This window comes from Dyella sp. NPDC103356 (genome assembly GCF_055584465.1).
Genome location: NZ_JBVJLZ010000016.1, coordinates 15,216 through 39,573, shown reverse-complemented (window position 1 = coordinate 39,573; position 24,358 = coordinate 15,216). Strand labels below are relative to the sequence as shown.

General features: G+C 62.6%; 25 protein-coding genes. 6 read left to right on the top strand and 19 right to left on the bottom strand.

Annotated elements, in window-relative coordinates; genetic code table 11:
- A partial coding sequence (locus tag ACZ6WW_RS23005; RefSeq protein ID WP_465276276.1) for a DUF6531 domain-containing protein occupies window positions 1-2,988 on the bottom strand: 2,988 nt, incomplete at its 3' end.
- A gap of 322 nt (window positions 2,989-3,310) precedes the next feature.
- Here ACZ6WW_RS23005 and ACZ6WW_RS23000 point away from each other — a divergent pair.
- From ACZ6WW_RS23000 to ACZ6WW_RS22985, 4 genes are all read left to right on the top strand, one after another.
- The gene (locus ACZ6WW_RS23000; RefSeq protein WP_465276275.1) at window positions 3,311-3,745 is read left to right on the top strand and encodes a hypothetical protein; all 435 of its coding nucleotides are present in this window, start codon (window positions 3,311-3,313) and stop codon (window positions 3,743-3,745) included.
- Window positions 3,746-4,235: 490 nt separating this feature from the next.
- Window positions 4,236-4,601 (top strand): PadR family transcriptional regulator, encoded by a 366-nt coding sequence (locus ACZ6WW_RS22995; protein WP_281849602.1) that lies wholly within the window; start codon window positions 4,236-4,238, stop codon window positions 4,599-4,601.
- Window positions 4,598-5,491: a sensor domain-containing protein gene (locus ACZ6WW_RS22990; protein ID WP_281849601.1), complete on the top strand. Its 894-nt coding sequence runs from the start codon at window positions 4,598-4,600 to the stop codon at window positions 5,489-5,491. Before ACZ6WW_RS22995 ends, ACZ6WW_RS22990 begins: the two co-directional genes overlap by 4 nt.
- Window positions 5,492-5,510: 19 nt before the next feature.
- Window positions 5,511-5,957 (top strand): DUF1579 family protein, encoded by a 447-nt coding sequence (locus tag ACZ6WW_RS22985; RefSeq protein ID WP_465276274.1) that lies wholly within the window; start codon window positions 5,511-5,513, stop codon window positions 5,955-5,957.
- A gap of 266 nt (window positions 5,958-6,223) precedes the next feature.
- Here the strand turns inward: ACZ6WW_RS22985 and ACZ6WW_RS22980 are convergent, their stop codons facing one another.
- The 3 genes from ACZ6WW_RS22980 to ACZ6WW_RS22970 all read right to left on the bottom strand — a co-directional run bounded on the left by ACZ6WW_RS22980 (window position 6,224) and on the right by ACZ6WW_RS22970 (window position 9,413).
- Window positions 6,224-7,426 carry a DUF1501 domain-containing protein gene (locus ACZ6WW_RS22980; RefSeq protein WP_465276273.1) on the bottom strand — a complete coding sequence of 401 codons (1,203 nt, stop codon included), beginning with the start codon at window positions 7,424-7,426 and terminating at the stop codon, window positions 6,224-6,226.
- Window positions 7,427-7,444: 18 nt separating this feature from the next.
- A complete protein-coding gene (locus tag ACZ6WW_RS22975; protein WP_465276272.1) occupies window positions 7,445-8,989 on the bottom strand; it encodes a DUF1800 domain-containing protein in 1,545 nt (514 codons plus the stop codon).
- Between the two features lie 136 nt (window positions 8,990-9,125).
- Window positions 9,126-9,413 (bottom strand): hypothetical protein, encoded by a 288-nt coding sequence (locus ACZ6WW_RS22970; RefSeq protein ID WP_281849597.1) that lies wholly within the window; start codon window positions 9,411-9,413, stop codon window positions 9,126-9,128.
- Between the two features lie 85 nt (window positions 9,414-9,498).
- Between ACZ6WW_RS22970 and ACZ6WW_RS22965 the strand changes: the two genes are divergently transcribed.
- Window positions 9,499-10,107, top strand: a complete 609-nt coding sequence (locus tag ACZ6WW_RS22965; protein WP_465276271.1) for a class I SAM-dependent DNA methyltransferase — start codon at window positions 9,499-9,501, stop codon at window positions 10,105-10,107.
- A 143-nt stretch (window positions 10,108-10,250) separates the two neighbouring features.
- Here the strand turns inward: ACZ6WW_RS22965 and ACZ6WW_RS22960 are convergent, their stop codons facing one another.
- Window positions 10,251-11,408, bottom strand: a complete 1,158-nt coding sequence (locus ACZ6WW_RS22960; RefSeq protein WP_281849595.1) for an isovaleryl-CoA dehydrogenase — start codon at window positions 11,406-11,408, stop codon at window positions 10,251-10,253.
- 246 nt (window positions 11,409-11,654) lie between these two features.
- Between ACZ6WW_RS22960 and ACZ6WW_RS22955 the strand changes: the two genes are divergently transcribed.
- Window positions 11,655-13,820, top strand: a complete 2,166-nt coding sequence (locus tag ACZ6WW_RS22955) for a TonB-dependent siderophore receptor (RefSeq protein WP_465276270.1) — start codon at window positions 11,655-11,657, stop codon at window positions 13,818-13,820.
- 137 nt (window positions 13,821-13,957) lie between these two features.
- Here ACZ6WW_RS22955 and ACZ6WW_RS22950 read toward each other — a convergent pair whose 3' ends face one another.
- Genes ACZ6WW_RS22950 through ACZ6WW_RS22885 form a run of 14 tightly spaced genes read right to left on the bottom strand, consistent with a single transcriptional unit; the run spans window position 13,958 to window position 24,356 of the window.
- Window positions 13,958-14,395, bottom strand: a complete 438-nt coding sequence (locus ACZ6WW_RS22950) for an excinuclease (RefSeq protein WP_281849593.1) — start codon at window positions 14,393-14,395, stop codon at window positions 13,958-13,960.
- A 43-nt stretch (window positions 14,396-14,438) separates the two neighbouring features.
- Window positions 14,439-15,167, bottom strand: coding sequence for a 3-oxoacyl-ACP reductase FabG (gene fabG / locus ACZ6WW_RS22945; protein WP_465276269.1), 729 nt, complete (start codon window positions 15,165-15,167; stop codon window positions 14,439-14,441).
- Entirely contained in the window at window positions 15,160-15,639 is a 480-nt protein-coding gene (locus tag ACZ6WW_RS22940; protein ID WP_465276268.1) for a hotdog family protein, read from the bottom strand. The genes fabG and ACZ6WW_RS22940 overlap by 8 nt, the downstream gene beginning before the upstream one ends.
- Window positions 15,636-16,823, bottom strand: coding sequence for a beta-ketoacyl-[acyl-carrier-protein] synthase family protein (locus ACZ6WW_RS22935; protein WP_465276267.1), 1,188 nt, complete (start codon window positions 16,821-16,823; stop codon window positions 15,636-15,638). Before ACZ6WW_RS22935 ends, ACZ6WW_RS22940 begins: the two co-directional genes overlap by 4 nt.
- Window positions 16,820-17,542 (bottom strand): class I SAM-dependent methyltransferase, encoded by a 723-nt coding sequence (locus ACZ6WW_RS22930; protein WP_465276266.1) that lies wholly within the window; start codon window positions 17,540-17,542, stop codon window positions 16,820-16,822. Before ACZ6WW_RS22930 ends, ACZ6WW_RS22935 begins: the two co-directional genes overlap by 4 nt.
- Entirely contained in the window at window positions 17,539-17,997 is a 459-nt protein-coding gene (locus ACZ6WW_RS22925; protein WP_465276265.1) for an acyl-CoA thioesterase, read from the bottom strand. Before ACZ6WW_RS22925 ends, ACZ6WW_RS22930 begins: the two co-directional genes overlap by 4 nt.
- Window positions 17,987-18,955 (bottom strand): LpxL/LpxP family acyltransferase, encoded by a 969-nt coding sequence (locus tag ACZ6WW_RS22920; RefSeq protein WP_465276264.1) that lies wholly within the window; start codon window positions 18,953-18,955, stop codon window positions 17,987-17,989. The genes ACZ6WW_RS22925 and ACZ6WW_RS22920 overlap by 11 nt, the downstream gene beginning before the upstream one ends.
- Window positions 18,948-19,547 (bottom strand): ApeI family dehydratase, encoded by a 600-nt coding sequence (locus ACZ6WW_RS22915; RefSeq protein ID WP_465276263.1) that lies wholly within the window; start codon window positions 19,545-19,547, stop codon window positions 18,948-18,950. The genes ACZ6WW_RS22920 and ACZ6WW_RS22915 overlap by 8 nt, the downstream gene beginning before the upstream one ends.
- Window positions 19,544-20,089 (bottom strand): COG4648 family protein, encoded by a 546-nt coding sequence (locus tag ACZ6WW_RS22910; RefSeq protein WP_281849583.1) that lies wholly within the window; start codon window positions 20,087-20,089, stop codon window positions 19,544-19,546. Before ACZ6WW_RS22910 ends, ACZ6WW_RS22915 begins: the two co-directional genes overlap by 4 nt.
- Window positions 20,077-20,346: a phosphopantetheine-binding protein gene (locus tag ACZ6WW_RS22905; protein ID WP_281849582.1), complete on the bottom strand. Its 270-nt coding sequence runs from the start codon at window positions 20,344-20,346 to the stop codon at window positions 20,077-20,079. Before ACZ6WW_RS22905 ends, ACZ6WW_RS22910 begins: the two co-directional genes overlap by 13 nt.
- Window positions 20,343-21,137 (bottom strand): lysophospholipid acyltransferase family protein, encoded by a 795-nt coding sequence (locus ACZ6WW_RS22900; protein WP_465276262.1) that lies wholly within the window; start codon window positions 21,135-21,137, stop codon window positions 20,343-20,345. Before ACZ6WW_RS22900 ends, ACZ6WW_RS22905 begins: the two co-directional genes overlap by 4 nt.
- The gene (locus tag ACZ6WW_RS22895; protein ID WP_465276261.1) at window positions 21,113-21,856 is read right to left on the bottom strand and encodes a beta-ketoacyl synthase chain length factor; all 744 of its coding nucleotides are present in this window, start codon (window positions 21,854-21,856) and stop codon (window positions 21,113-21,115) included. Before ACZ6WW_RS22895 ends, ACZ6WW_RS22900 begins: the two co-directional genes overlap by 25 nt.
- Entirely contained in the window at window positions 21,853-23,133 is a 1,281-nt protein-coding gene (locus ACZ6WW_RS22890; RefSeq protein WP_465276260.1) for a beta-ketoacyl-[acyl-carrier-protein] synthase family protein, read from the bottom strand. Before ACZ6WW_RS22890 ends, ACZ6WW_RS22895 begins: the two co-directional genes overlap by 4 nt.
- Entirely contained in the window at window positions 23,133-24,356 is a 1,224-nt protein-coding gene (locus ACZ6WW_RS22885; protein WP_465276259.1) for a beta-ketoacyl-ACP synthase, read from the bottom strand. Before ACZ6WW_RS22885 ends, ACZ6WW_RS22890 begins: the two co-directional genes overlap by 1 nt.
- Between the last annotated feature and the right edge of the window lie 2 nt (window positions 24,357-24,358).

Sequence of the window (24,358 nt, the reverse complement as noted above, 5' to 3'; positions counted from 1 at the left end):
GCGACCGGCCGGGGTGTAGGCGTAGAGGGTCACGTCCGTGACCGCCGTCGCTGCTTCGCCCTGAGTCTGGCGCGCCTCGATGATCTGTCCGCGGGTGTCGTAGCAGTACGCGGTGGTCACGTCGCCTTGTCGGATCCGTGTCAGGCGCGCGCCGGGCGCCGAGTCCGTGCAGCCGGTGAGGGCGTTGGCCTCGCCGTGGCTCAGGCTGCGGGTTGGCGTGCCGTCACTGAAGGTCTGGCTGGTCAGCCGTCCTTGCATGTCGTAGCTGTAACGCTGCTCGACGCCGCGCGCATCGGTCTGTGCGATCAGTTGGCCCGTCACGTCGTAACGACGCTGGGTGTTGCCCGTGTCGAGGCTGTGCGTGGCAATCGATTGGCCCAGGCCGTTGGTGTCGTAGGAGGTCAACAAGCCGTCCGGGTCGGCAACGCCTTCCAGACGGTCGGCGGCGTCGTGCACGAACAGGGTTTCCGCCGCCAGTCCGCGGCTATCCGCCGTCTGGCTGACGATGCGACCGAGCGCGTCGACACGCTGACGCTGTTCGCGGCCGAGGGCATCGGTGCTGGCGAGCAAGCGCCCCAGGGGATCGTAAGCGGTGGCCTGGAAGATGCGCTGCCGCATCGCGTCGTGGGTTTCCTGCAACCGGCCCAGCGCGTCGTAGCGGTGAGTGCGCCCGGCGATGACAGCGCCTGTGGTGTCGAGCAGCTGCTCGGTCAGCGGGCGGTTGTCGGCGTCGTAGGCGATGCGTTGGCGGTGGCCCTGGGCGTCGACCACCTCGGTCAACCGGTGCGCGGCATCGTAGTGGTAGCGCAGCGTGACGCCATCGGCATCCGTGCGGCTGAGCACCCGGCCTTCGTCGTCGTGGGTGTAACGGGTGACCGCATCGTTCGCGTCCGGCGCACCGTCGGCGCGGGCGCGCACGGTCTGCTCCAGCAACCAGCCGCGTGGGTGATAGACCGCATCGGTCAGCGTGCCGTGCGCGTCGCGCCAGCGGGTGACGTGGCCCAGGCGGTCGTAGGAGAGCGCGGTGTAGATCACGCTGGAACCGGCGCGGGTGATCTGGTGCAGGTCGCCGGGCTGATGGCAGGCGCCGCCCGGTCGGCCGCAACCGGTCGTGTCGCTTTGCGTGTAGTAGCTGTACTGCGTGAGCTGGTTGCCGGGGGCGATGACCAGCATGGGCAGGCCCGCGAACGGGCAGCCCAGTGCCTCAAGCGCGTCCGGGCAGGCGGTGATGCTCCAGCGCTGCACGCCGGCCGGAGCAGGCATGTAGTCGAACGCCTCGCAGGTGTAGTCGGGCGCCTGCGCGGGGTCGATCACGCAACGCGTGCTCGGTTGACCGCTGGCGCTGTAGCGCTGCACGGTGCGCCAGAGCGGCTGGCCGGCGGCGTCGCGCAGCTCCTGCGCTTCCATCTGTCCGCTGTCGGCGCCCCAGGTCGTGAGTAGGGTGCGTTGTGCTTCGGTGCCCTCCGCTTCGGTGCGCGCGATTTCGCGTTGTTTTGCGTCGTACTTCAGGGTGGTCCGCTGACCGGCGAAGTCCGTGCGCGTGACCGGTTGGCCGTGGGTGTCGTAGGCGATGGCCTGGGTCGGACCGCAACTTGCGCAAGGGCCGCTCAGCGCCATGACGCGTGGTACGCCATCGATCAGGGTGTACCGGCGCGTGACCTCGGTGCCGTAGGGATCGGTCGTGGTGGAGCGGCCATCGGCGTGGTAAGCCACGGTATAGGCTTGCGTGCCAGCGGCGAGCGCGGTGGCCGTCGCTCGACCGTCGGCCTGATAGCGGTAGGTGGCAAGCGCAGCATCGTGCGCATCCAGCACCCGGGTCAGGCGGTGGCCTGCGGGCGCGCTGGAGTAATCCGGTTCGTCGTAGCGATAGTGGCGCTGCTGGCCGCCGGGATAGGTGACGGAGGCCAGCCGGCCTTCGGCATCGTAGGCGTACGTCACCGTGCTGCCGTCCGGACTGCGCAACTGCTGCAAACGGCCGCTGCTGTCGTAGTCCAGGGACAGCGTACGGCCGGACGAGTCGGTCAATGCGCTCAAGCGACCGTCACGGTAGCTCAACGCGATAGACACGCCATCGTCGGTGGTGAAGCTCGACAACCGGCCCTCGGCGTCGAAAGTGTCGACACGGGTCGAGCCGGTACGGCGTACGGTCCAGCCAAGCGGCTCGCCGCGCAAGGACGTCCGTTCCAGGGTGTCGGCGACATCGTTCTCGGCGTGCCAGACACCGTCGATCACGCGGAAGGTGAGCACACGTCCATCGGCTTCGATCAGATGGGCGTGGGAGATACCGGACGATGACGCTATCGGGGTGATATGCCGGGCATACGCGTGCGTCCAATGCGGACCGAGCACGTCGCCGGCGGTGTGAGCGCCGCTGTTGTAGGCGCGCGTAAAGCGCAGCCAGCGGCCGACTTCGGCGTCGAGCTCCTGCCGGTAGACGTTGCCGGTGGCTGTGTCGATGGGATCGCCGACATCGTTGCCCTCGGGGGCCTGGCCTAGCGTCTTGTCGACGTCGGAGTCCGGGATGAGGGGATCGGGAGTAGGTTCAGGTTCTAGATCGGGAGCATCAACGTGGGGTTTGCACATCCAGCGGTAGATGGCGCCTCGATCCCTCTCGTGAACCTGACCGTTGGACAGGCGCCATTTGTATATGTATGTGGTCTCAAACAGGCCGTCCGCCCAGTCATGCCACCAACTCACCCCAGATACTCGGCATACCGCGGAAAACTCGACCCACGATGGTGTGCAGGAAGTGTCCTCGTCTTCGCAGATTTGAGTATGGCTTTTCTCGATGACTGCGACGTCGGCCTGGCATTGAGCCAACGCCTCCTGATATGTCAGCGATGTATAGCCGTTGTGGCTCCAATGCTCGCCACTGCAAAGGGCCGGATCGAACGCATCGCCCGCCCAGGCGGACGGCGCCGTCGACGACAGCGCCCACGCCAATACCATGCTCCCAACGACGCGCCACGCGCGAACGCTCCTTGTCATGCTCTATATTCCCTATGCGATACCAGCTCAAGCACCAAGCAGCTGTCAGTGCTGACGCAAAAGCCTGTCAGAAACTGAAACGTCGGGCGCGCGATACTTTTGCAGGGAAAAGATAAGTTTTTGTCGGGTATGCCAGAGCCGACACCCGTTTCCGTATCGGTTGCCGGAAGGCATCCGGTATTTAACGTGCGTGGGGCCCCGCTAGGCGCTTCGTGACTTACGGGGCGACCAGCTCACTCGTAGTTCTTGCGTGATAGCTGATGTGGCGTAGGTTATGTGAGGCGGACGTTTTACTTGACCATTCTTCTAGAGAGTCATAACCATGCTTCCCACTGATGTGAGCAAAGAACTATCGCGGCGCTTCTCGGAGGCATCAGAGCAATGCAGCAAATCGCTTCGCGTGGTCATGTCCCATCAAAGCATCGGCGAAGCTCAGGTCTACGGGAAGCTGGTAGGTAGCTTCATGGGGCACTGCTTCACAAATGTGCTCAAGCCAATCTGGGATGCCAGTCCAGAATTGATGCCGCCAGAAATGCAGATACCCTATGTTCCGCCGAAGGCGGAGCTTACCTCTGAGTCTCGAGAGGCGCTTGAAGCATTTCTGGCTCTCGCTCGGTCCAGCATTGAATTTGCCGAGCTACATGTCCCTGAAGATCAAGAAAGATACCTGTTCGCTTATGGCGGCATGGCGGAGGTGGTTGAAGCTGCCGAAGCGATTGCCGATTTCTTGGCAAATCCACGCTTCAGGGATAAATGAAATCATGTCCGCTTCCGACCCGAAGCGGAGCTTGCGAGACTTGCCTAGGGCTCGGTGAAGGGGCGGCAGGGCATGGCACGATGGAGCCTGAGTTGGCGCTTGCGGCTAGGCATCGTGTGCATCGCAATTGCTCACCTGTTGATTGCCTGGTTCTTGGAGCGAGCAGCACCAGTCAACCATGTCATCCGCTTATGACTACTCGGCGATGCTTTTGATTCTGGCTGTCGTTCCCAGACGAACGCGTTTATGGGGCGATGTTTTCGTTGCACTTGCCCTGCCGTTTTTCGTGCGACTTGCGTTGTATTTTTCTCATCTCTCACAGTAGCGACGGCGCGCGCGTGTCAGCGAATACCAATGTTTGTACAACCGGTACACACATCGGTGTCAGGGCCAGTTCTGGCCGAATATCCCCCCATGACCTCCAGCCCATGCTCTAGTGTGAACTTCACACTATGATGGAGTCATAGATAAGTCGCCCTGCAGGTGAGTCGTGGAAGACATCGCCAGCCATTTGAAGAAGTTTCAGAAGGAACTGGCCTCCGGGACGGTGTCGCTGGTGCTGTTGGCGGTGCTGGGGCAGTCGCGCCAGGCGTTGTATGGCTACCAGATCGCCAAGCGGCTGGAAGAGGTGGGCGAGGGCGTGTTGGCGGGGAAGCAGAGTGCCTTGTATCCGGTGCTGCGCAACCTCGAGGGAGCCGGTTTGCTGGCTAGCGAGGTCGAGCCTTCGGTGAGTGGGCCGCCGCGTCGCTATTACCGTATTACCAAGCTGGGGCGCGAAGTCTTGCGCGAGTGGGTTGCCGCGTGGAGTGCCACGCGCGATTCCGTCGAATCCGTTTTGCAGGGAGGTGTTGCATGAATACGCCGCGCACGATCGCCGAGTATCTCGATCAATTGCGTGCCGCTTTGCGCGGCGCCGATCCGGCGCTGATCCAGGATGCCTTGTACGACGCGGAGGAACACCTGCGCGCCGAACTGGCCGAGCAGCCTGGCCGCAGCGAGAAGGACATGCTTGAGCATGTGGTTAGTACGTACGGTGCGCCCGAAGAGGTGGCCGATATCTATCGCGACCAGGAGATCAAGATCCAGCGCGCGTTGCGGCCCCCGCCGCAGCCCAAACGCCGGACCTGGGCGGGGCGCTTCTTTGGTGTCGCTACCGATCCGCGCATGTGGGGCTCGATGTTCTACATGGTGCTGGCACTAGCGACGGGTATTTTCTATTTTGTCTGGGCGGTGACGGGTACGTCGCTGTCGGCGGGCTTGTCGGTGCTGATCGTCGGCATTCCCTTCATCATCCTGTTCCTGGGCACGGTGCGTGCGTTGTCGTTGATCGAAGGTCGCATTGTCGAGGCGATGCTCGGGGTGCGCATGCCGCGCCGGCCGCCATATCCGACGCAGGGGTTATCGCTGATGAAGCGCATCGGTGCCTTGTTTACCGATGGGCATACCTGGACGACGTTGTTCTACATGGTCCTGATGCTGCCGCTGGGGATCATCTATTTCACGCTCACGATTACCTTGTTGGCGGTGTCGGTGGCGTTTATCGGCGCGCCGTTGGGTTATTGGACCGACACGCTGGGCTTCGATGTGCATTTCGACGATGTCCGGTTCGCCGGGCCCTGGTCGGTGGTGCTCCTGTTCGTAATCGGCGTTGTCCTGCTGTTCACCACGATGCATCTGGTGCGCGCGCTGGGTCAGATGCATGGGCATATCGCCAAGCATCTGCTGGTACCGCGTTCGAGCAACTGATTCCTGGGAGACGCAAAGCATGTCCGAGGTTCTGCATAAGCTGGTCGGTCAGTGGGTGGGCGAGGAACAGATTGCGACGACGCGTTGGGGCGAGGGTGGCCCGGCCACGGCGGAAATCGATGCGCGGTTCGATCTGGGTGGGAAGGCGTTGATACTCGATTATCGCGAGACGCGCGATGGGAAGTCTTCGCTGGCTGTGCATGCGGTCTTTGTTGCCGGTCCCGAGCACGATCAGTTTCAGTTGTTCTGGTTTGACAGTTATGGCTTTGTGCCGTCGTCGCCGGCGCAGGGGCTTTGGGATGGAAACAAGCTGAGCTTTGTGCGCAGTTCGCCGCGTGGGCAGACGCGGCATGTGTATGTGTTCAAGGATGATGGCGGGTATAGCTTGGCGCTGGAGAGTTCGTTCGATGGTGGTTTGAGTTGGGAGTCGGTGATGCGTGGGGAGTATCGACGAAAGACCGCCTAGTCTTGTAGGAGCACCTTCAGTCGCGACCCATAGTTACCTTGAGGCCTGTTGTCGCTGAAAGTAGCCTTGAATGACCTCAGTTTTCCTATCGTCATCCCAGCGTAGGCCGGGACCCAGTGGCGTCAGTTTTTAGCTTTCGCGACAGAGCTGACTTTTGCAGGCTCTCGCGATAACCGATCACAAAGCCACTGGGTTCCGGCCTGCGCCGGAATGACGAGTAGGGAAGGTCGAGGTTCCCTGAAGTCGCTCCGGAAGGGAGGGACGAGTTAGACGAGTTGCAGGTCCCTGGGTTTCGCACCCGGGAAAACGCTCTGCAACTGGCTGCCCGACAAACCCCATGTACGCGCCAACAATCCACCGAGCATGTCGCGATAATTGGTCAGCACGGGATAGTCGCGGTTCTGCAGCAGGTTCTGCTGATTGACCGCGACTTGTTCGCCGGCAATACGACCGCCGTTGACCTTGCCGCCCAACACCCAATACACCGTACCGTGACCATGGTCGGTGCCTTTGTTGCCGTTCTCGCGGAACGTGCGGCCGAACTCGGAGACGACAACGACGATGGTGTTGTTCCATTCGTCGCCTAGCGCATTGGCGTACGCGGCGAGTCCCTGGCCGAGATTGCTCAGGTTGTTGGCGAGCTGGCCGGTGGTGTTGCCCTGGTTGACGTGAGTATCCCAACCGCCGACATCGACAAAGCCGAGTCGATATTGGTCACGCATCAGCGTGGCAATGCGCTGGGTTTCGTCGGCGAAGTTCTTGGCGGTGGGCGCGCCTCGGTTCGCCTTCATCATTTCGTCCTGCAGCTCCTTCGATACGCGCTGACGCAGATCGAGGCCGTCGCTGGCGGCGGCAGCCAACGCCGTACCCTGGTACATGCCCGAAAGAATCGCCGACTGTCGTTCGTCGAAGGCGGGCTTGCCGACACCGCGTAGCGAGATGTTGGGGATATCGCGCTTGCTGCCCTGGAAGCTCAACGGCAGGGCATCGGTAAAGGCGATCGACGGCACCGTGGTCATGGCACCAGAGAGCCGCGCCATGAAGCCGGAACGATAGTCGTTGCGCTGGTTGCTCGGCTCGCCCGATTCGATGTTGTCCTGCGTTTCGAAATGGCTGCGCGACATATCGTCGGTACCGGCGAACGGTACGAAGGCGATCTGTTTACGCTGCCACAGCGGATAGATCGAATCGCGCAGCACAGGGTTGAGGCCCCAGTTGCCATCCAGTGCAATCGCGCTATTGGGATTGTTCGGATCGGGTTTGGCGATTGCCAGGGTGGGGCGGGACTGGTAATAGAAGTCGCTGCTGTAGGGCACCAGCAGGTTGTTGCAGTCGTAGCCGCCACGTAGAAAGACCAGCAGGAAACGCGGCGTTGTCGCGGGTGCGGCAAACAGCTTGCCCGAAAAGCTCAGTGCGGGGGCTGCGAGGGCGGCAGTGGCGGCGGTGAACAGGAATTGGCGGCGATCCATGGTTGACCTCGATATCGCTTAGCGGAAATTGAAATCGGGCGAGGAGAGCAGGAAGGTGTTCCATTCCTGCTGACTGGCCGCCTTGCCGAGCGCGTCGCGCGTGGCAGCGGAAAGGTTCGGTTCGATCGCGTCGTAGAACAGCCGCGTGGTCAGCATCGGGAAACCGGCACCGACTTTCGGGCTGCCTTCGGGAGTGAACAGGCGGTTGTCGCCGGTGCCGATGGCGCGCGCGATTTCAAAGCGTTTGGACATCTGTCCGGAACTCGACCAGCCGACGGAATCGAGTGGCCAGCCATCGGGAGTGAGGCGGCCGAATGCCGGTTCACCTAATTGATTGAGCCAGTTGAGCAGCGGCTTGGCGTTGACCAGCGGTTTGCCGTCATAGGCAAGCCGCACCGAGGAGACGACGAACTGCGTCGGGTCCTTGAACTTCTTTCCGCGCGATGCCAGCAGTTCCTTCGATTCGAACAGCGTGCGCAATACCTTGCCGATATCGCCGTCGCTGCGGCGGAAGGTGCGAGCCATCTTGTCGATCAGCGCCTGCGGTGGCTGGTCGGCGACAAAGTACTCGGCAAGCTTGCGCGAGACGAACTGCGCGCAGGCGGGCTGGCGCGTAATCAGATCGACGGCCTGCTCGATTTCCTTGAAGCCGCTGCCTTTGATGGTCTGACCGAGCAGTGTTTTATCGCTGAAATCGTGGCGCGCCGGGTTGAACTCGAAAGCGCCCTGGCGAATGTAGAGCGGCTGCATCTGAGGGTTGAGCTTGGGCGGTTCGCCACCGCGCTTGGGTGGCACGATGCCGGCGCCGGTGAGGATCAGAGCGAGCTGCTGCACGTCCTGCTGCGTGTAGCCGCCATGGACACCCAGCGTGTGCAGCTCCATCAGTTCGCGAGCGTAGTTCTCGTTGACATGGCCCTTGGCGTTCTGCGCATTGTCCAGAAACTCCAGCATGGCGGGGCTTTCCAGTGTCGCCATCACCAGGTCGCGGAACTTGCCCAGTGAGTGCGCGCGGATCGTGTTCTGCGCATAGTCGGAGACAACCCAGCGAACCCGCCCCTTGGCGCCATAGACACTGAAATGGTTGAGCCAGAACCAGACCATCTGTTCCTTCAACTGGTTGCTGCCGTAGACGGCGCGCAACATGACGGTCTCTTGCGACTGCTGCAGTAAATCGTTGGCATGTTGTTGCTGGAATTTGCGCGCGTCGTTCTTGGCGTCGCCATCCGGCATGTCCTTAATTTTTTGTTGCTCTTCCTGCAGCCGTACCAGCATCTCGTCGTTGGGCGTGCTGTTGACCTCGTAGCTGCCGAGCAGCTGGGTGATTTCCGGTGGCAGGTTGTCGGTGCCGCGGTCGGTCAGTTGTTCGTCGAGAAAGCGGGAGCGGCCGAGTTCGCGGTAGCGGGCGACGGTGGCGCTGTTCAAATCGAAACTGTCGCGGCGCAGCCAGGCGATATCGTCCTGACTAAGGGTTTCTTCACGGGCCAGGGCAGGCGTAGCGGCTACGCAGGTCAAGGCAAAAGCAAGCCACACGTAAGCTGAGCGTCGGGCGGTCGGAATTTCCATGCGAAAGAGCACCGGCTTTGAGGACGTTGCAAGCTTCAACGCAAAAGCCTGTGTTGTCGCCGACAGGTTTCGCGAAATCGGCGGGCCGCATTCGGTGGCGATTCATTCCCGGTTTGAGCGCAGGAATTTGCGATAACTAAAACTCGTCGACAACCTCGGCCACGGTGTCGAGCCGGGCGGCTTCCAGCTCGATAACATTGCGTACGACGCTGGCTCGTTTGCTGTTGTGCGCTTCCACTTCGATAAAGAACATATCGCTGCTGCTGTCTTCGATCGATTCGCTGGAGCTCGAGTCGTCGCGGGTGTACTGCGCCGGGTCGTCGAGTTCTTCGACGCGTTCGATTCCCTCGATGCTGTGCAGCGTGGAAATGAGCGTATCGGCATTGGCGCGGGTGCCGAACAGGCGGACACGGATCAAGGGCATGGCTAGGGCTCCATGGGTCGGGAAACCTGTGTTGCATGCTCGCGCCAGGGGTGTGTGGGGCAGGTGATGCCGTTACCATGCGCGCATGACCAAGCATTACGACCGAGCCTATTTCGACAAGTGGTACCGCGACCCGGCGCATGCCGTCGGGTCGGCTGCCGAGCTCAGACGCAAAGTGGCGATGGTGGTCGCGCAGGCGGAGTATTACCTGGGGCGCCCGATCCGCAATGTGCTGGATGTGGGCTGTGGCGAGGGCGTGTGGCGCGCACCGCTGCGCGCGCTACGGCCAGGTGTTCATTATCGCGGGCTCGATGCCAGCGAGTACGTGGTGGAGCGATACGGGCGGTCGCGCAATATCGGCTTGGCCACCTTCGGGCAATTGGGGCAACTACGGTTTGATCAGCGCTTCGACTTGATCGTCTGTTCCGATGTGCTGCATTACCTGAAGCCGACCGAGATTCGCGCGGGCCTGCTTGGGATCGGCGAGATGCTCGAGGGCATCGCGTTTCTTGAATTGTTTACCAGCCGCGATGATGTCGACGGCGATCATGTGGGGTTCTACAAGCGTTCGCCGGGGTGGTATCTGAAGGCGTTCCGCGAGGTGGGGCTGCTGTCGTGCGGCTCGCATTGTTATCTGGGGCCGCGGTTGGATCGACATATTGCTGCGTTGGAGCGGGCGCAGTGGGTTGAGTGAAGAGCCCCCTCACCCCAGCCCTCTCCCCCGGCAAAGCCAGGGGAGAGGGAGCGCAGTGAGGCAAGTTTGAATCATGCGTGCTTTTGGCTCCCTCTCCCCTGGCTTTGCCGGGGGAGAGGGTTGGGGTGAGGGGGCGCTCTTACTTACGCCTTGCCGTGGAACAACTCACGCCCAATCAACATCCGACGGATCTCGTTCGTCCCGGCGCCGATCTCATAAAGCTTGGCGTCGCGCAGCAAGCGCCCGGCCGGGAACTCGTTGATATAGCCGTTGCCGCCCAAGGCCTGGATCGCTTCCAGCGCAACATGCACCGCCTTCTCCGAGGCATTGAGCAAGCACGCCGCCGGATCGATACGCGACTTCAAGCCACTGTCGAACTGCTGCGCCACCATGTACGCAAAGCCGCGCGACGATTGCAGCGAGGTGTACATATCGGCGACTTTCGCCTGCATCACGCCGAACGTACCGATCGGTGCGTTGAACTGCTTGCGCTCGCGCACATACGGAATGACCAGATCCATCGCCGCCTGCATCAAACCGATCGGGCCACCCGACAGCACCAGGCGTTCGGTATCCAGGCCGCTCATCAGCACGCGTACGCCTTCGTTCACTTCGCCGACGATATTTTCGGCGGGGATTTCGCAGTCCTCGAACACCAGCTCGCAGGTGTTCGAACCACGCATGCCCAGTTTGTCCAGCTTCTGCGCGGTCGAAAAACCCTTCATGCCTTTTTCGACGATGAACGCGGTCATGCATCGGCTACCGGCCACGCGCGGTGCCGTGCGCATGTAGACCAGCAGCACGTCGGCATCGGGACCGTTGGTGATCCACATCTTCGAACCGTTGGCGACCCAGACGTCACCCTTCAGTTCAGCCTTGCAGCTCATCGAGCCGACCACGTCCGAACCCGCGCCGGGTTCGCTCATCGCCAGTGCGCCGATGTATTCGCCTGAGCACATCTTGGGGATGTACTTGCGGCGCTGGGCTTCATTGCCGTTATGAAAAATGTTCTGCACGGCCAGGTTCGAGTGCGCGCCGTACGACAAGCCGACCGAACCCGATGCACGCGAAATTTCTTCCATCGCCACCATATGCGCGAGGAAGCCCATGCCGGTGCCGCCGTATTCCTCGGGAATGGTCATGCCCAGCAGGCCCATATCGCCGAACTTCTTCCATAGGTCGGCCGGGAACAGATTGTCGCGGTCGATGTGATCGGCGCGCGGCGCGATCTCTTTTTCGGCAAACGCATGCACGCTTTCGCGCAGCATGTCGATGTCTTCTCCAAGCGGGAAGGGACGCATGGTGCAACTTCTCCTGTTCTTTCGTTGTATCGCGCAAACCGGTAGATGATAGCCGGCTCCGCTACGTTGACCTTGGCGCACCGCACCAGATCGAGGCTCAGCCTGAGGTTAAATTGTTGCAAATAAGAATCACTATCAATTAAAATCGCTGCCTGGACGTACCCATCAGAGGGGTAGACGCCGACTTCTACACAGCGGGCTACTACTTTGAACTCCATTCTGTCGCTTTCCGCGTCGCGGAAATCCGTGTCGTTTTCCCTGAAGCTCTTGCCGCTGGCCCTGGCCTGCGCCACCTCCGTCCATGCCGACGACACCGGCGCGACCACGGACCCACGCAAGACGACGGTACTCGAAGGCATTCGGGTCAATGCAACGGCGGTCGATGCGTATCGCACCGATAACGCGTCGGCCGGCGCGCTCGGCAACCGCGCCCTGCTCGATACGCCGTTCTCGATCGACGCGGTGACCGAAGAGCTGATCAAGAACCGCCAGGCCAACAACATCAATGACGTGTTCAAGGGCGATGCCAGCACGACGCCTTTCAGCAACGGCTACTCGGGCGAAAACTCGGCCTTCAGCGTACGCGGGCTGCAGATCGACGAATTGAACGGTTACCGCATCAACGGCATGTCGGTGCCGGCGTGGGCTGCCGATATTCCGGTCGAACATTTCCAGCAGATCGAACTGCTCAAGGGGCTGTCCGGTTTCATGTATGGCTTCTCGCAGCCGGGCGGCATGCTGAATTTCGTCACCAAGAAGCCGACCGAGCAGCCGACGGCGACATTTCGCCTGGGCTACACGTCTCGTTCCTCGATCACCGAGGAGGCCGATCTGGGTGGCCGCTTCGGCAAGGATCACCAGTTCGGCTATCGCCTGGATGCGGTGAACGAGCAGGGCGGGACCTATGTCGACAGCGGCTACATCAAGCGCAGGTCGGTCTCGCTGGGCCTGGACTGGCGCATCAACGATCAACTGACCTGGCACTTCGACAGCCTTTACCAGGACCGCCACATTCGTGGTGCCATGTATGGTGTGATCCCTTGTCAGGATTTCGGCGTGTGCCAACCGACCGGGCCGCAATTCGTATCGATCCCGTCGCCGCTCAAAGGCAGCCAGCGCATCAGCTCGACCGACACCGGCTATGGCACCAGCATGCGCATGGCCACGACGGGCGTCACCTGGAACATCTCGCCGGACTGGACGTTCAGTGCCGACGCCGCGATGACGCTGCAGGGGCGTAGCAACCGCGACAGCGCCATTTTCCTGCTCGACAACCAGGGGCAGTATCTGGAGCACCAGTACCTGGGTTACACCGACTATCTGTATCGCAGCGCGCAGGCGATGCTCAACGGCCATTTCGAAACAGGCTCGCTAAAGCATGACGTCGTCATTGGCGCGGCCTGGCAGAAGAACATGCAACGCTATGGCGACAACATCTTCGACGAGGCCGACCTGGGCATCGGGAATATCCATGACCCGAGCGACTTCCCGCAATCGCCGATTGCGTTGATTCGCCACGTACGCGATTCATCGAGCGAAACACAGGGCGCGGTATTCGCCAGCGACACCGTCACCTTCAGCGAGCAATGGCAGGCGCTGCTTGGGCTGCGTGCGATCGACTACACGCAAAGCGGCTACAACTATTTCAGCGACGGCAAGCGCAATGCCTTGTACGAGCGCAAGCCCGTTACGCCGACCGTCGCGTTGATGTACAAGCCCGCCGCATGGATGACGGTCTACGCCAGCTACGTCAAGTCGCTGGAAGAGGGCACCAGTGTGCCAGCCGGCCAAGGGTATGCGAACGAAGGCGAAGTCTTCGCGCCAATGACCAGCAAGCAATATGAGCTGGGTGCGAAATTCGCGCAGGATAGCTGGAACCTCAATGCCGCGGTCTTCCGCATCGAGCGTGGCCTGGCGTATTCGGTGGTGCGCGACAACCAGCGCTTCATGACTCAGGATGGCCAAGTGCGCTTTGACGGCTTTGAACTCTCCGGACAGACCCGGCTCGGTTCGCAATGGACGTTGCTAGGCAGCGCGATGTGGCTGGACGCTACCAATGAGCGCGCCGATCCCACGGTCGAAGGCAAGCGGGCTTTTGGTTCGGCGCGTTTCCAGGCCAGCAGCTATATCGAATATGCCGTGCCGACCATGCCGGGCTGGGTGCTTACGGCTGGCGGCCGCTATGTTGGCAACCGGCCGCTGGAATCGAACAACAGCAATATCGCCGGGGCGTACCACACGTTCGATGTGGGCACCCGCGTAACGACCCGGGTGGGGCAGTATCCGGTGACGTTCCGTTTGAATCTCGACAACATCACCAACGAGAAGTATTGGCTGGTGGGTTGGGAGAGCATCATGAATCAGGGTGCGCCGCGGGTGTTGCGGGCTAGCGTGGAGGTTGCGTTGCAGTAAGGGGCATCTCGAAGGACTACCTATTCGTCGTCCCGGCGAACGCCGGGACCCAGTGCCTTACGCTGCAACGTGCTAAAGACACTGGGCCCCGGCCTTCGCCGGGGCGACGATGAAAACTGAGGCTTCTCAAGCCGTTCTTAATGCACCTTGGCAAACTTCGCCTTTACCGCGACACCCGACATCAAGAAGCCCTTATGGCATTCGTAGTTGTTCGGGTCGCTGTAAACCACGTCGTTGTAGTTGCTGACGATGTCTACCACCGCATCGGCGCCCGCATGCTTGGCATCGTCCTGCAGAGCGATCAGCACGGACTGCATCACGCGGTTGCAGGTGTCTTCGTCGGACTTGGCGAATGCATTGGTCTTGCGGCTGAGCGTGACGTTGTCGTTGACCACGGTCGCCTTGCCGGCCGGATGATTGCCGGCGAGGTAGAACTTCACCGTGCCGTCGAGCTTGCCGTCCTTGGTGGCGCCGTCGATCGCCGCCTGGATGGGCAGGTGCACGATTTTGTCGGCGGCCATGCTGACGGCCGGAAACGCAAAGAGCAGGGCGGCGACGAGATAAGTAGCTTTCATGCGGATAGACCTCCTTCGGTGGAAAAGAACGTGCGCAACAGGCTCAACACAGCCCGCCGTTGACCGCCAGCACCTGGCGGGTGATATAGCCAGCATCCGCGCTGAGCAGAAACTGCACGGCGGCGGCGACTTCCTCGGCGTTGCCCGCGCGTTGCATCGGGATCGCCTTGAGAATCTCCTCGAGCGGCAGATCGTCGCTGAGCATGTCGGTATCGATCAGTCCGGGTGCGACGCAGTTGACGGTGATCTTGCGCTTGGCCAGCTCGACCGCCAGTGCCTTGGCCGCGCCGATGACGCCGGCTTTGGAGGCGCTGTAGTTGACCTGGCCGCGGTTGCCGATCATGCCCGACACCGAGGTGATGCAAACGATGCGCCCTGCAGCGCGACGGCGGATCATCGGCATGATCAGGGGATGCAATACGTTGTAGAAGCCGTCGAGATTGGTACGCAGTACCTGGTCCCAATCGTCGTCGCTCAGTGCCGGAAACGCGCCGTCGCGCGTAAGTCCGGCATTGCAGACCACACCGTAATACGCACCATGCGCTTCGACGTCGCTCTCCAGCGCCGCCTTGCAAGCAGCGCGGTCGGCAATGTCGAACTGCAGCACGCGCGCCTGGCGCCCCAGGGCATGAATCTGTGCCGCGACACTATCGGCTTCTTCGCGGCGCGAGCGGCAATGCAGTACGACGTCGTAACCCGCGCCGGCAAGGCGCAGCGCAATGGCTCGGCCGATACCACGGCTGGAGCCGGTGACCAGGACGGTGTCAGTCATGGGATATTCCTTGCGTGCCGACGGCGGCTGTCTGGGTGAAAAAGAGATCCGCATCGGGCGGGCTGAAAACGCTCAGGCGCGCGTTAGCCTCGATCCCCGCCGCCTCGATGCGGCAAGCAAACGAACCCATGCCGCTCTCGTCGTGAAACACGCGCTCCGCTTCGATGCGCAGCGTGCAACCGGCGGGAAAGCGATCGACATTGCATTCGTAGTGGCGCGTACCCAGGAGAAAGCCCAGGCGGATCGGCTTTTGCTCGTTGAGCGAGTGTGCGCCGGCCCAGGCGGCAACGCTTTGCGCCATCAATTCGACACCGGCCCAGGCTGGGAAGCCTCCATCGGCGTCGCTGAAAAGGCCGCCCGCGCGAATCGTCGTCGTGCACACGATCCGTTCGGCATCGAGTTCTATCATGCGATCGAGCAAGCTCATGTCGCCGCTATGCGGTACGACGTCGGCAATCGGCCAAAGCGTCATGCCGCATCTCCCAGGATCACGCTGGCATTGTTGCCGCCGAACGCAAAGGAGTTGCTCATGACGTAGCGCGGTTTGCCTGCAGGGAGCCGGCTATCGCGTGTCGTGAAACGCAGCGCGGGCAGGGCGGGATCGGCCACGCCGTCCCATACATGTGGCGGCAAGCGTCGCTCGCTGCGGTCGTCGGCAAGGGCCAGCCAGCAGAACGCCGCTTCGAGCGCGCCTGCTGCGCCGAGGGTATGCCCGGTCAACGACTTGGTCGAAGAACACGGCACGTCCTGCGCCAGCACAGCCGCGAGCGCCAGGCTCTCCATGCTGTCGTTGTGCTCGGTGGCGGTGCCGTGCAGATTGATATAGTCGATTTGCGCGATGTCGAGCCCGGCTTCCCGCAACGCGGCCCGCATGGCCTGCTGCGCACCCAGTCCCTGCGGTTCGGGCGAAGACATGTGATAGGCATCGGAGCTCGCGCCGCCACCCAGGTACTGGATGGGTGCCTCGTCGCGGGTCATCAGAAACAATGCTGCCGCTTCACCGATATTGATGCCATGACGGTGCTGCGAAAACGGATTGCAGCGCTCGGGGTCGGTGGCTTCCAGCGCGAAGAAGCCGTTGATCGCCAGACGACATAACGTGTCGGCACCGCCGCACAGCACGGCATCGCACAGGCCCAGCCGCAGCATGCGTTGTGCACTCATTAGCGCACGCGCGCCGGATGTGCAGGCCGTGGAGATACCAAAGCAGGGGCCGCTCAGTTCAAGCCATTCGGCAAGAAACTCGGCAGGTGCGCCCAGCTCCTGGTGTGCGTAGCGGTAGTCGGCCGGCCATGCGCCATCGCGCTGGTAGGCGCCGATGCCATGGGTAGCCTCTTCGATCGCGGTGGTGCTGGTGCCGATGACCACGCCGATGCGGTGATGGCCGTAGCGCGCGATAGCGGCGCGGATATCGGCTTCGATTTCCTGCGCCGCGGCCAGCAACAGGCGGTTGTTGCGGTTGTCGCGGTCAGCAAGCGCTGCCGGTACGGCCGGCAAGGGGAGGTCCACCTTTCCCAACGGCAATGCATGCCCAGGCACCCAGCCTTGCGTGCCGGGCAATCGCGTGTCATCGCCACCGAACAACGCATCGGCAACGGCAGCCTTGCCGGCGCCGAGATTGCAGATCATACCGAGGGCGTTGAGATAGAACGTCATGACACCGACAAGGGCTTGCGTGCTGCCGCATTGACCAGGGTTTCGTCGCGCTGGCCGGGCGGTGGCGGTGCGCGCAGGCCCCAGCGTTCAAGCAGGCCGAAATCCTTCGAGCGGCTCCACCACAGGTAAGGAAACGAGACGTTGGCGGGCTCGAAGACGAAGCCTTGTTGGCGAATCATGGCCAGGTATTCGTCGGCCGTCTTCTGCACCTCCATGGGGTGGCGGAAGAACCAGCGAATCACCCAGGTATCGATATAGGCCTTGGTCGACTCGGCAAACAGCAACAGGCCACCGGGTTTGAGCACGCGCCAGAATTCGGCCAGCGCCTTTTCCTGCTCGACCAGGTGATGAAAGGTCTGATGGCAGAACACGATGTCCACGCAGGCATCGGGCAGCGCGATATCGGCGCAATCGGAGGCAAGCAGGTCGACGGCGATGTTTTCGCGCGCCGCCTCGGCCCGCGATAGCTCGATGCTGTGCGGATCGGCATCGATACCGATCATGCGTGCGGGCTGAAACGCGTCGCGCAGCAGGCGGAACGATTTGCCTTGTCCGCAGCCGACATCCAGCAGCGTGCCGCCTTGCGGTGTCGGTTCGCCGATCAGGCGTTTGAGGTCGTTGATCGCCACGCGCAATACATGGTGCTGCCAGGTATGGCTGCGCAAGAAATAGAAACCGATGCGGGTTTCTTCGACGTAGGTCTGGCTGGCGTAGGTCATGACGAAGCTACTGAGGTAGGTGAGGCGTCGCGCTGCAATGCATGCTCGACGGCATCGATAAAGATTTGCGGAGAGACAAGCTGCATCTCGCCGTCGGCGAGGTTGACGGCCACCTGGATGGTGCTGGCGCGCGTGAGCCGCTCACCGCTATGGGCGTCGCAAATGAGATAGTGCAGCTTCAGCCGGTTCTGCCATTCGACCAGTTCGGCGTGCACATGCAGGCGCTGGCCGAAGCGTGCCGCGCGCACGTAGCGCAGCTGCAGGTCGATTACCGGCCAGACATAGCCAGCCTGTTTCATCTGCGTGTAGTTGTGGCCGATCGCATCGAGCAGGGCGCAACGGGCGATCTCCAGGTATTTCACGTAGTGGCCGTGCCACACGACGTCCATCGAGTCGACGTCGAAGAACGGCACGACCACTTCGGTGGTGGTCTTGAAGACGCCGTTAGCGCGCATCGTCGGCCTCCTCGGCAGGTAGCTGCCAGTACGCGTAGAAATTGAACCACTGCTGCGGCGCTTCGAGGCAGCGCTGGGCGAGGGCATCGGCGTAGCGCTGCGCCCAGCCGTGGATGGCCTCCTCGCGACGGCCACGCTCCCAGGTCGCCGTTTCCAGGAAGGCGTCGAGATAGATGCGATAGCGGCCATCCACCTTCAGGCAGCACAGCAGATTGACCGGGCAACGCAGAATGCCGGCCAGCAGCCACGGGCCCTGGGGAAACGCCGCGGGATGACCGAGGAAATTCACCACCACCCGGCGGCCTTCGCGCAACGGAACCCGGTCGCCGGCAATCGCCAGCCACTCGCCGCGTTCGATCCGTTGCGACAAGTCCATCATCATCGCGGTATCGAGTTCGCTGACCTGGATCAGGCGCATGCTGCGGTCGCCCGCTTCGTCGAGCAGCTTGTTGAAATGCGCGACGTGCTGGTTATGCACGAGCACGTTCAAGGGCACCTGCTCGCCCAGTTCTGCCATCGCGCGGCACACATCCAGATTGCCCAGATGCGTCACGACCAGAATCTGCCCGCGACCACCATGCTGGCTCTGCAACAGCTTGTTGCGCACGCCATGCGGATCGATCAGTTGCACTTGCTTCAACGACAGCTTGCCGCGCCACACATCGAGACGATCGAGCAGATTGACCGCATAGGCCATGAATTGCCCGAACACGCTGCGCAGATGGGGCTGCAATTCCGGTCGGCCGCTCCATGCAGCCAGATAGGTCTGGTACTGGCGCACATTGCGTCGCGCCTTGCGGCCGGAGACAAAGAAGTAAAGCACGATCAGGTACAGCACCGGTGTGACCGGGCCACGACCCAGCAGGCGAATGGCCCGCGCAGTCAGCTTCATCCAGAAGAAGCTGCCGCGTTCCTTGTGGGTCGCCCAGTGACTGCTCGTGGCGCCGGCCTCATTCATGCGCGGCGCTCCATAGCAATCGACCCGATGAATAGTTTGCGTCGCCATGGCGATAGGAAAAATGCAATTTGCCGCGCTCCCGGTCGACGCGCAGGGTCAGCGTGACCGGTGCGCCTGGTCGCAGCAATTGCTGGAACTTCAACGCTTCCATGCTGTGGCAGCGTTCGCCGGTACCCAGCCGTGAAGCGGCCAGGTTCAGCGCCCAGGCTACTTGTACGGCCCCCGGCACGACTGGCGCGGTGGCGAAATGTCCGGGGAAGTGCGCCAGGTCCAGCGGTATACGCAGCTCGATGACGCGCGCATCGTCCACGTCGTGTTCGGCAACCATGATCGGGGTGCGTGGCAGCGGCTCGCGCAACAGTGCGGCAACATCGATACCCTGCGCGGCTTGCACTTCGTCGAGCAGGCGGACGGCAAGCGGCGATTCGGGTAATGCCAGCGCCTGGACAAAAGCCGTCTTGCCGCGACGACACAGTGCATCGACGCCTTCACGGTTCAGCACCAGCACCGCACCTTCAGCCTGCACGTGCGCCTGAGCGAGCCACGCGTGGTCGCGCAGCAGTGCGGCGAGCCCGGGCGCGGCCACGTTCACGCAGCCCTCCGCAGGCGACGTCGCAGCAGCCATTCGCCACCGAACAGCACGCCCATGATGAAGTACACCAGCAATCCGTTGTAAAGCGTCCACCACGCCAGCGGCGACCATAGGGTCAGCACGGCGGAAACGACGCCGTTGAAAATAAAGAAGCCCACCCAGACCCAGGTGACCTTGCGCGTATAGGGGATCGCTTCGGGCGGCAGGTCAGGCTCGCGCACGCGAGCGATGCGCTCGATGATCGGCGGCCCGTAGATCAGGCTCAGACCGAACGCGCACAACAGGAGCGCACTGATCAGCGTGGGATACCAGCGCAGCAGGAACGACTCACCACTCAAGGCCAGCAGGGCGCAATAAGTCAGCGCGGCGCCCACCATCCAGCGTCCGCCCGGTTCGCGCAGCAGTGCCGGCGCGCGAATCAGCCAGATCGAACCGAGCACCAGGGCGAACACCGGCGGCGAGACTTTATCCATGCCGAAGTAAACGACAAACGGATACAGCAACCCGATCACGGGCAGCAGAATGGACGTTATCCGGCGCATGCGTTCCGCTGGGCGGTGACGAAATCCGCAAGGCTGGCGATGGTGGCGAAATGCTGGCGTGCGTCTTTCGAATCCGACGCAATCCGGATGTCATAGCGCTTCTGCAAGGCGAGTGCGAGCTCCAGCGCATCGACCGAATCGAGCCCCAAGCCCTCACCGAACAGCGGCTGGTCTACCGGGATCTGCGAGGGATCGACATCTTCGAGATTGAGCGTGTCGACGATCAGTTGAGCAATTTCCTGCTGCAATGCGTTCACGATAACGAAAACTCCTTGGCATAGAGGGCGTGCAGATGTTCGTTGAGCCGGCGCGAGGCGATCGGCGCGGCGGTATCGGCGCCGTAACGATCCACGGGGATATCCTCACCAACATGGATGTGCACATTGATGCGCCGATCGGGGATGCGATACCAGGGCTCGGCCTTGGTCAGAGTGGTCGGCACGACGCTGATAAACACAGGCGTCACTATCTGAGCGCCACGCACGGCAATCGCCGCGGCACCGCGGTGAAACACCGGTGCGCAACCGGGCTTGGTGCGCGTGCCTTCGGGAAATACGATCAACGTCTGTCCTTCGCGCAACACGTCGGCGGCTTGTTCGAGCATCTCCGGGCTACCGTTGTTGCTGATGTATTGCGCCGTGGTCACCGGCCCGCGTGTACAGGGGTTGTGCCACAGCCCCTGTTTGACGATGCAGTTGGCGTCGCGGATATGCGCGATCAGAAACACCACATCGATCAACGAAGGATGGTTGGCGACGATCAGCTGACCGGGCCGGCCCAGGCGCTCCGCGCCGTCGAAACGGAAGTTGAGCACGCCGGTGCGATACATGAACTGCACATGCAGATAGAACGCGCGATGGATCGCTGCGCGTGCGCGGCGTCGCCGTGCCAGCGCATCGCCGGGCAGCAGGCCGAGCAGGGGCAGGATCAGGACGCGCAGCACCAGGCCGCCCAGGCCGAAAAACAGAAAGCTCAGGCCGGTGGCGATCAGACGCCACGCGAACGCGTCGGTGCGACGCCGTGTCAGCGGAGCGGTTGCCAGATCCATCGACGTCTCTTCCAAGGGTGCTCCAGCGGTGCGCGCTCGCCAAGCTGCGAGCGAAGAAAATCCAATGCATGCGGCCACGCGCCGGTATCGCGACGGTTATCTCCCGTCGTCAGTTCCAGGCGCCAGTCGGTTCCCTCCGCGCGTTCCCCGGGAACGACTCGCCCCACGCGCAAAGCCAGAGCATACGAGAACGGCACATCATCGATCCATGTGTCGTAAGCCGCGGGCGGCCGCTCCTCGGCGATTACCACCAGCACCGAGGGTGTGGCGTCGCCGAGCAGGCCGGCGGCCTCGACCATGGCGTGTTCGAAGGTATCGGCCTCGCCGGCGATCGCCACCGATTCGCCGCGCTGGCCGCGCAGCATCGACCATTGGCCGGCAATCGCGTTATGCACGGACAGGCCGAACTGGGTCGGCGACAGCGGCTGTTCGGCCGCCACGTCGCTGAGCAGGGCGAAGGTACGCGGCGTCTCGCCATGGCGTGAGGCGAACACGAACGGCAGTTGTTCGCCCTCGGCACAAAGCGGCCAGGCCACATCCAGCGTCATGCGCGCCAGCCGGCTCAGCCGACGGCGCTGCATGGCCGGCAGGAAATCGCAGCTTGGCTGTGTCTCTGCGACTTCGGGACGCGCGGGATTTCGAGCCCATGCCTGCCAGGCGGCCTCGTCTTCGAGCCCGGGCGCCCAGGCTCGCCATTGCTCGATGCGCAAGTCGATCATGCGTTGCACCCCGCGTGGCGGCGGAACATCAACGACGCGCAGCTGCCACCAAAGCCGAAGCTGTTGGACAGCACGCTGTCGATGCGCTGGCGACGCGATGCAGTAACCAGCGGCGCTTGTGCAAAATCGGCATCGAGATGGCCGATGGCCTGGCCGGCCAGGAATTCGTGTTCGAGCATCAGCAGGCAGGCGATGGCATCCAGCGCGCCGGCCGCGCCCGGTGCATGACCGCTCAGTCCCTTGATCGACGACATCGGTGGCACCGGTGCGCCATGCTCGCCAAAGACCGATGCAATGGCCTGCCATTCGGCCAGGTCGCCCTGTCGCGTCGAACAGGCATGCGTGTTGATGTAGTCGGGCAGTTCGCCGGCGCGTTCCAGCGCCTGGCGAATCGCGCGCGCGATGCCTTCGGCACCGGGGCCGACCATGCTGGTCGCATCGGTGCCGGTACCGTAAGCGGTGATCTCGGCGAGAATCGGTGCGCCGCGCTGTTGCGCATGATCGAGTGATTCCAGCACCAGCACACCGGCGCCGGCGGCCAGCACGAAGCCATCGCGTGCACTGTCGTATGGGCGCGATGCGCGCTCGGGGTGCGCGTTGCTCGTGCTGGACAAGGCATCCATGGCGTCGAACCACAACGCCGTGGTGTCGTGCAGCTCGTCACTGCCACCGCACAGCACCACGTTCTGCTTGCCTAGCTGGATCAGCTCCATGGCGTGGCCAATCGCATGCGTGGCGCTGGTGCAGGCCGAGCTCATCGTGTAGCTGTAGCCGCCGATGCCGAAAATATGCGCGAGGCTGGCTGACAGGTTGCTGCTCATGCCGCGCGGCACGGTGAACGGTGAGATGCGCTCGATACCGCGCTCGCGGAAATTTTCCAGCGCGAACTGGTGTTCGCTCAGCGCCGCACCGCCGCCCATCACCAGGCCGCAGTCGGCATGGCTCAGCCGCTCCGGCAACAGGCCCGATTGCTCCAGGGCTTCATGCAGGGCGTACCAGGCATAAAGCGCTGGCGTAGCGAGAAAGCGTCGCAGCTTGCGCGGCAGATCGAGCAAGCCCTGTGGATCGACCGGCCCACCCACTCGGCTGCGCATGCCCAGATCGGCAAACGCTTCCATGTGTCGAATGCCGCTGCGGCCTTCGCGCATCGCATCGAGCAGGGCATCGGTGCCCATGCCCAGGCAGCTCACCGCGCCCATGCCGGTGACCACCACGCGCGGCAGACCGGCCGCGTTGTGGCGTGCATGCATCGCGTCGGGGCGCATGCCGATGGGCATCAGGCGTGGGCCTTGAAGATCAGCGAGGTATTGATGCCGCCGAACGCGAAATTGTTGTTCATCACATACGGCGTATCGATGTCGCGGCCGGTGCCGACGACGTAGTCGAGTTCGGCGCAGGCCGGGTCGATATCGGTGAGATTGATCGTCGGCGCAAACCAGCCGCCGCGCATCATCTCGATCGCCCACCAGCTTTCCAGCGCGCCGCAGGCGCCCAGCGTATGGCCGACGTAGCTTTTCATCGAACTGATCGGCACGCGTGTACCGAGCACGTCGGCAGTGGCATGGCTTTCGGCGATGTCGCCACGATCGGTAGCGGTGCCGTGCGCGCTGACATAGCCGATGGCCTCGGGTGCGAGCTGCGCATCGTTCAAGGCCAGGCGCATCGCGGCGGCCATGGTTTCGCTGGTCGGCTGGGTGATGTGGTTGCCGTCCGAATTGCAGCCGAAGCCGACGATCTCGGCATAGATGCGCGCGCCGCGTGCCTTGGCGTGTTCGTACTCTTCCAGCACTAGCGTGGTCGCGCCTTCGCCGACCACCAGGCCGTCACGCGCGCGGTCGAATGGGCGCGGCGTCAGCTGCGGTTCGTCGTTGCGGGTACTGGTGGCGAACAAGGTGTCGAACACGGCGACACCGGGGCCCGACAGTTCTTCTGCGCCGCCGCACAACATCAATTGCTGCTTGCCTTGCTGGATTGCCTCAAAGCCAAAGCCGATTGCCTGGCTACCCGAGGTACATGCGCTGGAGGTGGGAATAATGCGGCCCTTCAAGCCGAAGAACACGCCGACATTCACCGCGGTGGTGTGCGCCATCATCTGGATATAGCTGGTCGCGGTCACGCCTTGCATCGAGCCTGTTTCCAGCATGCGGCCCATCACGCGCACCGGCTCGATGCTGCCGCCGGACGAGCCATAGGCGACACCCATGCGACCGTCGGCAATCTCGGCATTGCCATGCAATCCGGCATCATGCAGCGCACGCTCGCTGGCGGCGACCGCCAACTGCGCCACGCGGCCCATCGAGCGCAGGTGACGACGCGGCCAGTCCGGCAGCGTGAAGTCGTCGACCGGGCAGCCCAGGCGGCTGTTCAAGGCATCGAAATAATCCCATTCGGGCATGCGCCGTGCGGCGTTGCGAAACGCGCGCAGGCGCGGCTCGATCTGCGCCCAGTCATGGCCCAAAGGCGTAATGCCGCCGATGCCGGTCACTACCACGCGTTTCATTG

Coding starts and splice junctions, on each gene's coding strand:
- ACZ6WW_RS23000 (WP_465276275.1), top strand. CDS start 3,311: ATGCTTCCCACTGATGTGAGCAAAGAACTATCGCGGCGCTTCTCGGAG.
- ACZ6WW_RS22990 (WP_281849601.1), top strand. CDS start 4,598: ATGAATACGCCGCGCACGATCGCCGAGTATCTCGATCAATTGCGTGCC.
- ACZ6WW_RS22985 (WP_465276274.1), top strand. CDS start 5,511: ATGTCCGAGGTTCTGCATAAGCTGGTCGGTCAGTGGGTGGGCGAGGAA.
- ACZ6WW_RS22980 (WP_465276273.1), bottom strand. CDS start 7,426: ATGGATCGCCGCCAATTCCTGTTCACCGCCGCCACTGCCGCCCTCGCA.
- ACZ6WW_RS22975 (WP_465276272.1), bottom strand. CDS start 8,989: ATGGAAATTCCGACCGCCCGACGCTCAGCTTACGTGTGGCTTGCTTTT.
- ACZ6WW_RS22970 (WP_281849597.1), bottom strand. CDS start 9,413: ATGCCCTTGATCCGTGTCCGCCTGTTCGGCACCCGCGCCAATGCCGAT.
- ACZ6WW_RS22965 (WP_465276271.1), top strand. CDS start 9,499: ATGACCAAGCATTACGACCGAGCCTATTTCGACAAGTGGTACCGCGAC.
- ACZ6WW_RS22960 (WP_281849595.1), bottom strand. CDS start 11,408: ATGCGTCCCTTCCCGCTTGGAGAAGACATCGACATGCTGCGCGAAAGC.
- ACZ6WW_RS22950 (WP_281849593.1), bottom strand. CDS start 14,395: ATGAAAGCTACTTATCTCGTCGCCGCCCTGCTCTTTGCGTTTCCGGCC.
- fabG (WP_465276269.1), bottom strand. CDS start 15,167: ATGACTGACACCGTCCTGGTCACCGGCTCCAGCCGTGGTATCGGCCGA.
- ACZ6WW_RS22940 (WP_465276268.1), bottom strand. CDS start 15,639: ATGACGCTTTGGCCGATTGCCGACGTCGTACCGCATAGCGGCGACATG.
- ACZ6WW_RS22935 (WP_465276267.1), bottom strand. CDS start 16,823: ATGACGTTCTATCTCAACGCCCTCGGTATGATCTGCAATCTCGGCGCC.
- ACZ6WW_RS22930 (WP_465276266.1), bottom strand. CDS start 17,542: ATGACCTACGCCAGCCAGACCTACGTCGAAGAAACCCGCATCGGTTTC.
- ACZ6WW_RS22925 (WP_465276265.1), bottom strand. CDS start 17,997: ATGCGCGCTAACGGCGTCTTCAAGACCACCACCGAAGTGGTCGTGCCG.
- ACZ6WW_RS22920 (WP_465276264.1), bottom strand. CDS start 18,955: ATGAATGAGGCCGGCGCCACGAGCAGTCACTGGGCGACCCACAAGGAA.
- ACZ6WW_RS22910 (WP_281849583.1), bottom strand. CDS start 20,089: ATGCGCCGGATAACGTCCATTCTGCTGCCCGTGATCGGGTTGCTGTAT.
- ACZ6WW_RS22900 (WP_465276262.1), bottom strand. CDS start 21,137: ATGGATCTGGCAACCGCTCCGCTGACACGGCGTCGCACCGACGCGTTC.
- ACZ6WW_RS22895 (WP_465276261.1), bottom strand. CDS start 21,856: ATGATCGACTTGCGCATCGAGCAATGGCGAGCCTGGGCGCCCGGGCTC.
- ACZ6WW_RS22890 (WP_465276260.1), bottom strand. CDS start 23,133: ATGCCCATCGGCATGCGCCCCGACGCGATGCATGCACGCCACAACGCG.
- ACZ6WW_RS22885 (WP_465276259.1), bottom strand. CDS start 24,356: ATGAAACGCGTGGTAGTGACCGGCATCGGCGGCATTACGCCTTTGGGC.